The 6,303-nt window shown below is 37.9% G+C and carries 7 protein-coding genes; all 7 read right to left on the bottom strand.

From position 1 onward, the window contains the following. Window positions 1-178 (bottom strand): DNA-binding protein WhiA (gene whiA, locus AC1DOS_RS17160; RefSeq protein WP_477538476.1); only part of this gene is annotated, 178 nt, incomplete at its 3' end. 26 nt (window positions 179-204) lie between these two features. Continuing rightward, window positions 205-1,197: a gluconeogenesis factor YvcK family protein gene (locus AC1DOS_RS17155; RefSeq protein WP_477538475.1), complete on the bottom strand. Its 993-nt coding sequence runs from the start codon at window positions 1,195-1,197 to the stop codon at window positions 205-207. Window positions 1,198-1,201: 4 nt separating this feature from the next. After that, on the bottom strand, window positions 1,202-2,089 hold the full coding sequence (gene rapZ, locus AC1DOS_RS17150) for an RNase adapter RapZ (protein WP_108585170.1): 888 nt from the start codon (window positions 2,087-2,089) through the stop codon (window positions 1,202-1,204). After that, window positions 2,089-2,565 (bottom strand): NUDIX hydrolase, encoded by a 477-nt coding sequence (locus tag AC1DOS_RS17145; protein WP_477538474.1) that lies wholly within the window; start codon window positions 2,563-2,565, stop codon window positions 2,089-2,091. The genes rapZ and AC1DOS_RS17145 overlap by 1 nt, the downstream gene beginning before the upstream one ends. Window positions 2,566-3,464: 899 nt before the next feature. Then, window positions 3,465-4,415 carry a thioredoxin-disulfide reductase gene (gene trxB / locus AC1DOS_RS17140; protein WP_108585172.1) on the bottom strand — a complete coding sequence of 317 codons (951 nt, stop codon included), beginning with the start codon at window positions 4,413-4,415 and terminating at the stop codon, window positions 3,465-3,467. Between the two features lie 72 nt (window positions 4,416-4,487). Continuing rightward, a complete protein-coding gene (locus AC1DOS_RS17135) occupies window positions 4,488-6,014 on the bottom strand; it encodes a tetratricopeptide repeat protein (protein ID WP_108585173.1) in 1,527 nt (508 codons plus the stop codon). Between the two features lie 72 nt (window positions 6,015-6,086). Next, window positions 6,087-6,303, bottom strand: a 217-nt coding sequence (gene hisE / locus AC1DOS_RS17130; protein ID WP_477538473.1) for a phosphoribosyl-ATP diphosphatase, incomplete at its 5' end; no start/stop codon positions are given.

Below are 6,303 nucleotides of genomic sequence, written 5' to 3'. Positions count from 1 at the left end.
GAGTATATAGTCGTCTTGCTATTGCTGCATTTTCTGTTTGAACATCTAAGCTTAAACTCCGATTGGCAAATGAAAGCGCACCATTCATCCGAATAAGTGCTGATAATTCTGCTTTCGCGCAACAAGGGATTATGTCAGCTTGCGTCATTTCTTTTTTTGTTTCAGATGCAAATGACATAAAATTGTCCTCCTTTCAAACGAAAGCTAGATAGATGAATTCTTGATGGCACTTTCCCTATCTTCCGCGTATTGAACCAGCCATTTGGCAACTTTCATTGCATCATGGCGTATGGCTCCATCCTGAATGGTCGCAATATCTTTTTTGACCACAGTGATTCCTAATTGAGTTAAGCGAGATTCATCATAACTTACTGGTTTAGACTGTTCTTGTTCATACACTTTTTGAACCTCCAAAGGAACTTCATCCGTATTCAACAAAATGGTTTCAATAAATGGAGCTCCCATATGTAAAAAGAGTGCGCGAACATGATCAGCTGCAGAATAATTATGTGTTTCTCCGGCTTGTGTCATTAAATTGCAAATGTATATATTATGAGCTTTAGATTCGAGAATCGCTTTTTGAATACCTTGCACTAGTAAATTAGGCAAAATACTAGTATATAAACTTCCGGGACCAAATACGAGTAAATCAGCTTTTCGAATCGCTTTAATCGTATCTGGAAGTGGCTCTACATCATTAGGTGTTAAAAATACTCGATGAATACGCTGATTATATGTAGGAATTTTTGATTCTCCCGTAACTATTGTACCATCGTCGAGTTCTGCATGGAGAGTAATGGTTTGATTTGCAGCTGGCAATACAGTTCCATGAACATTTAAAACACGGCTCATTTCACGAATAGCATGTGAAAAGTCGCCGGTTATATCTGTCAAAGCTGTTAACATTAAGTTTCCTAAAGAATGGCCACCTAAGTCATCCGATTCGCTAAAACGATACTGAAACATTTCTTCAACTAATGGTTCCACATCTGACAATGCTGCCATTACTTTTCGAATATCACCCGGAGGCGGTATATCGTAATCATCTCGAAGTCGGCCTGAACTTCCTCCATCATCTGCGACGGTAACAATTGCAGTAATGTCGACAGGGAATTTTTTCAATCCTCGAAGTAACGTAGATAAACCCGTTCCCCCGCCGATTATTACGATTCGTTTCCGGCGTTTGGAACGTGCCATTCCATCAACCCTTTCTATGTTTAATATCCCGATGTGTTATCACTGTTTGATAATCTTGTTGGAACAATTTTGCGAAGTATTCCGTAAGTGTTACGGAGCGATGTTGTCCACCTGTACAACCAAATGCGATTACTAGTTGTCGTTTACCTTCTCGTTTATATTGGGGAATCATATAAACCAGTAAATCAGTTAATTTTTCATTCAACAACTTGGTTTCAGGCCATTTTAATACATAGTCTGATACATCTGATTCTAATCCTGTCTTGGGTCGTAACTCTTCTATATAATAAGGGTTTGGTAAAAATCGCACATCAAATACGAGGTCAGCATCAATTGGCATTCCATGTTTATAACCAAATGACATGATATTCAAAGTAAAGGTATAGTTGCCTTTTGCTGAAAATTCAGCTTGAATTTTCTCTCGAAGTTCTTTTGGTTTTAAAGAAGACGTGTTGTAAATAAATTGTGCTCTTCCTTTTAACTCAGATAACAACAAGCGTTCTCTTGCGATACCTTCTAATGGTAGCCCAGCAGGTGCAAGGGGGTGTGAACGACGTGTTTCTTTGTAGCGTCTAACCAAAGTTTCATCGTCTGCTTCTAAAAAGAGAATTTTCGGAGTCACCGCATTTTCCTTCTCCATATCATCCAGAGCGCCGATTAGCGAATCAAATAGATCTCCACCACGCATATCCATGACTGCAGCAATCCGGTTCATATCTTTCCCGGATTCTCTCATTAACTTTAAAAATGTCAACAACAAGGCTGGTGGCAAATTATCGATACAGAAAAACCCGAGATCCTCGAAACTTTGAATGGCTACTGTTTTACCTGCGCCAGACATGCCGGTAATAATGACAAATTCCGACTCTTGAGTTAGTCGTTGCAATTCCATTATTGTTTCTCTCCCTCGTTTGACACTTGAATATCTTCTTTAATTAATTCAAAGTCAGTGGTGTAAACAAAAGTGCCGTACTGAACTCCTTTGCCAGAAACAGCAAATTGTAAATTCGTGCGATCTCCCTCTGCCATTGGTAAATGAGCTAAATCTTCTACCGGATGCCATTCGAGGATTCCTTCGCTTGTGTGCTCAAATGGAATTCCTTCTAAATCATACGCAATAAAGGTAAATAACATCCATTCGCTTTCAACCTTCTCATCGTCACGTATGACCATCGTATATACACCTTTTAAATGAGGATTCACAGGTTTAGTATTCGTTTCCTCTTGAAACTCTCTAATAGCTGCAGTGTATATGGACTCGCCTGATTCCATTTTCCCACCTGGTGCGACATACCAATCTCTACGTGGTTTCCTTAATAAAAGTACTTGTTGATTTTTCAATATAATTAAGTTCGCTATACGTTGCATATTCGACACTCCAAATCCAAATAAACTCACTCATTCTATTATACAACTTTGATGGATACCATACCAAAAAGAATGCAATAAGATTAGACGAATGTGCTTCTATCGCTCGAGACCATTAAATATGGCACAGGAAAATGCGAGTTAATATAATAAGATTACATGCTTCGTAGCCATTGATTGCATCTCCTGATGAGGATAGGTTTCCAGGTCGCTCCTGACGCATTTCCTGCTGCACTAAGGTCTATAGAACAAAGAGGTTGTGACTTTGTCACTTCGCCCATCCCTTTTCTCAGATCATCCTGCGGCAGTTGTGCGTCCTTCACTCCCTTGCAACCAGAACTTGCTCAGTAATGATGATTTGGTTTACTAGAGAATTGATAGTTTCTTTATGTAGATATTCGGCCAAAGATACTATTTCGACCTCTTTCTACTTCTGTTATTTTACCTTCTCCTATCAAGTAGGAGCGTTAATGAAACAACTATCCAAAATAAAGAAAATGGGTAGCAGCCGAAATAGCATCTTCGGCTGCTTGGTTCTTTAAAGAAAAGTGTCGATTCATTAGTAAGCCAAAATATAGTAATAACTTGCTCGAAGGTTGTAGGGGAGCGACGAAAGTATCCAAGCCGCAAGATTATCTGTAGAAGTATGTGACTTCGTCACATTCCCCCTTACTTATTCATTAGGTAAAGGTGTAGCATCGTGCTTTCCAAAGCCCCCCGGAAACCTGAGTGAAAAACCGATTTCACTTGTATACATTAAAAAAGAGGCTGCCCATCGATTTTCATCGACGAACAGCCTGTCAAAAATGTTACTATAAAAAGGGGGTCAATTTACTTCCTTAAATATACACCTTAATTGTTGCAAGCGTATTACAGATGGATTAAAGAATGATTAAAAATTAAACTTTTTCGCTTAATTTTTCATGTAACTCTTCAATATAGTGTTGTGCTGCTTGAGCAGCAATACTACCATCACCTGTAGCAGTAACAATTTGTCGTAATGTTTTTTCTCTCACATCACCTGCAGCGAAAATACCAGGAATTTTAGTTTCCATTTGTTCATTTGTTAAAATATAGCCATTTTCATTTAAGATACCTAAATTTGCAAATGGCTTTGTTAATGGCAGCATTCCGATGTAAATAAATACTCCGTTCGCTTTAAATTCCTGTTCAGAATCATCCACTGTTGAAGCTAATGTTACGCTTCCAACTTTGCCATTTTCGTCATTAATCGATTTTACAGTATGATTCCAGATGAAATCGATTTTTTCATTTGCAAATGCACGATCTTGGAGGATTTTTTGTGCACGTAATTCTTCTCGACGGTGGACAATCGTCACTTTACTTGCAAAGCGAGTTAAATAAACGCCTTCTTCAACAGCCGAGTCTCCACCACCTACTACTACTAATTCTTTATTTCTAAAGAATGCTCCATCACAAACTGCACAATAACTTACTCCGCGTCCACCTAGTTCTGTTTCGCCGGGGATGCCCATTTTTTTATATTCTGCACCAGTAGTTAAAATAATCGTGCGTGCTTTGTATTCTTTTCCACCAGCTTTAATTGTTTTAAAAGCTTCACCATCAATAATTTCTTGTACATCTCCGTATGCATATTCAGCACCGAATTTTTTCGCATGGTCAAACATTTTGGTCGAAAGTTCTGGCCCTAAAATATGCTCGAAACCAGGGTAATTTTCAACTTCTTCAGTATTTGCCATTTGACCACCAGGAATTCCTCGTTCAATCATTAACGTCGATAAATTTCCACGTGATGTATATACAGCCGCCGTCATACCTGCAGGACCTGCCCCGATAATCACAACGTCATAAATTTTTTCTTCAGTCATTTTATAAACCTCCTAAACCCAATGTTCTGTAACAAATGTATAAGATTCATGTCGCTTATTCAACTTATTTGCTTACGTATCAGAGAATGGTAAAAACTGAATGAGTTCATTTATATACTTCGTTAAGGTTGTTGTTGTGATTCCATAGTTTTTTGCTAATGCTTTTTTCGTAATTCCTTGAGAACGAGAAGATTGGAACATATAATCAGCTGCAGCTGCTAAGGCATTCGGATTTTTAAAGACATACCCTTTATCTATTGCTCGTTCAATGAGAACGAACCACATCTGAAACAAAAATGATCCATCAATTGTTACGGGATGGTTTTTTACATACAATACATCTGTCGCATTAACTGCACGCATAAATGAAATTTCGTCTGGTTGTCTTGCTTCAAATTCATGTCCAAGAGAAAAAGCGAGTAACCATTTTTCCATTGTAGAATATGATTCAACATTTACCCATTCAGGATGAGCTATAATTTCTTGTTTATGAGCTGTCTTACCAAGTAAAAACAGACCAAACAAACGCTCACTTCGATAAGCGTTTTCAAGCTTCTCAACAATAAAATCTCGGTTATGTTCCATTCCATGCAGTGCTTCGCCTTCAACTTGACCAGCCCATGGTTCAAGACCTTGCTTATCTGGATCAATATTTATTAATTGTTTCCATGCAAAGCGTGCCTCTTTTTCATGGCCCGAAAAATACGCTGAATGTGATAACCAGAAATAAAATCCTGGGTCGCCCTCATATCCGCGTTTTTGTAGGGAACGTAACCATTTATAGGCATTATCGTAACGGCCGACTAAAGCAAATGTCGCACCCAGTTTATAACGATGTTCTAACATATATGGTTGAATCTTACTCAGTAAATTTAACAAGTAATTAAGTTCCGGCTCATTTTTTTCATAATAATGAACCACTGCTAAATTACACAAGGCATGTAAATTACCCGTGTTATCTTCAAGTACTTTGTGTAATAAGGCTTTTGATTGATCCACTTCGCCAATATAGAAATAAGCAAGCGCTAGGTTATTGTAAGCCGCCCAGAAGTCTGTATTTTCTTCTATTAATTTTTCCAACACTTCGATAGCTTGGTCAAAGTTACCTTGTTCCATCATACGTCTGGCTTTTTCTTGAATAATTAAAATTTCACTTCCAAAATTATCATCCTCAAATAACGGCCAGTCTTCTTGTTCAGAAAAATCAATGATTTCCATTGCTTCTTCAGCGTAAACACCACTAAAATCCAGTTCTACGTACTTTTTCGCAAATTTGCGAGCATCAGAAAGAAACCCTAGATGTGCATTGACTTCTGCTAAGAAAAAGATGATTTCCGTTTCATTCGGGTCAAGACTATGAGCACTTTGCAATAACTCGAGTGCATGGTCGTATTTTTCAACTTCCATTTCCACAATAGCGTATTGCATTAAAATAAGCGGATCGTCAGGACTCAATTCCGCTGCACGTCTTAAATATTTATGCGCTTTGTCAAATTGCTCTCGATTGAGAGCATGTAGCGCTTTTTGATAATAATATTCGCCTGTTGGTATAAACGAGACGATATTTTCTTTTATTAGTTGTTTTTGTTTTTTCTCCAATTAATGCCTCCGAAAAAATAAAAAGGAACACTAAGGTTCCTTTTCAGTATCTCTCTATTATATCACACAGACTTATGATTTACTCTCATGTCGTTTTTGTAACACTTCTAACACATCGTATAAATCCACTTTTTGTTCTTGAAGGAGTACTAATAAGTGATACAGTAGATCCGCAGCTTCCCATTGCAATTCTTCTGCGTCACGATTTTTCGCAGCAATTACAACTTCTGTTGCTTCTTCTCCTATTTTCTTACCGATTTTATCTACGCCCTTTTCAAAAAGATACGTC

It is taken from the genome of Paenisporosarcina sp. P5_A11 (genome assembly GCF_056400705.1).
The sequence above is the reverse complement of the archived record's forward strand: the minus strand, read 5'-3'. Positions and strand labels throughout refer to the sequence as shown.

What these genes read in the sequence shown, in the direction of transcription:
- rapZ (WP_108585170.1), bottom strand. Translation starts at nt 2,089, where the DNA reads ATGGAATTGCAACGACTAACTCAAGAGTCGGAATTTGTCATTATTACC.
- AC1DOS_RS17155 (WP_477538475.1), bottom strand. Translation starts at nt 1,197, where the DNA reads ATGGCACGTTCCAAACGCCGGAAACGAATCGTAATAATCGGCGGGGGA.
- AC1DOS_RS17145 (WP_477538474.1), bottom strand. Translation starts at nt 2,565, where the DNA reads ATGCAACGTATAGCGAACTTAATTATATTGAAAAATCAACAAGTACTT.
- trxB (WP_108585172.1), bottom strand. Translation starts at nt 4,415, where the DNA reads ATGACTGAAGAAAAAATTTATGACGTTGTGATTATCGGGGCAGGTCCT.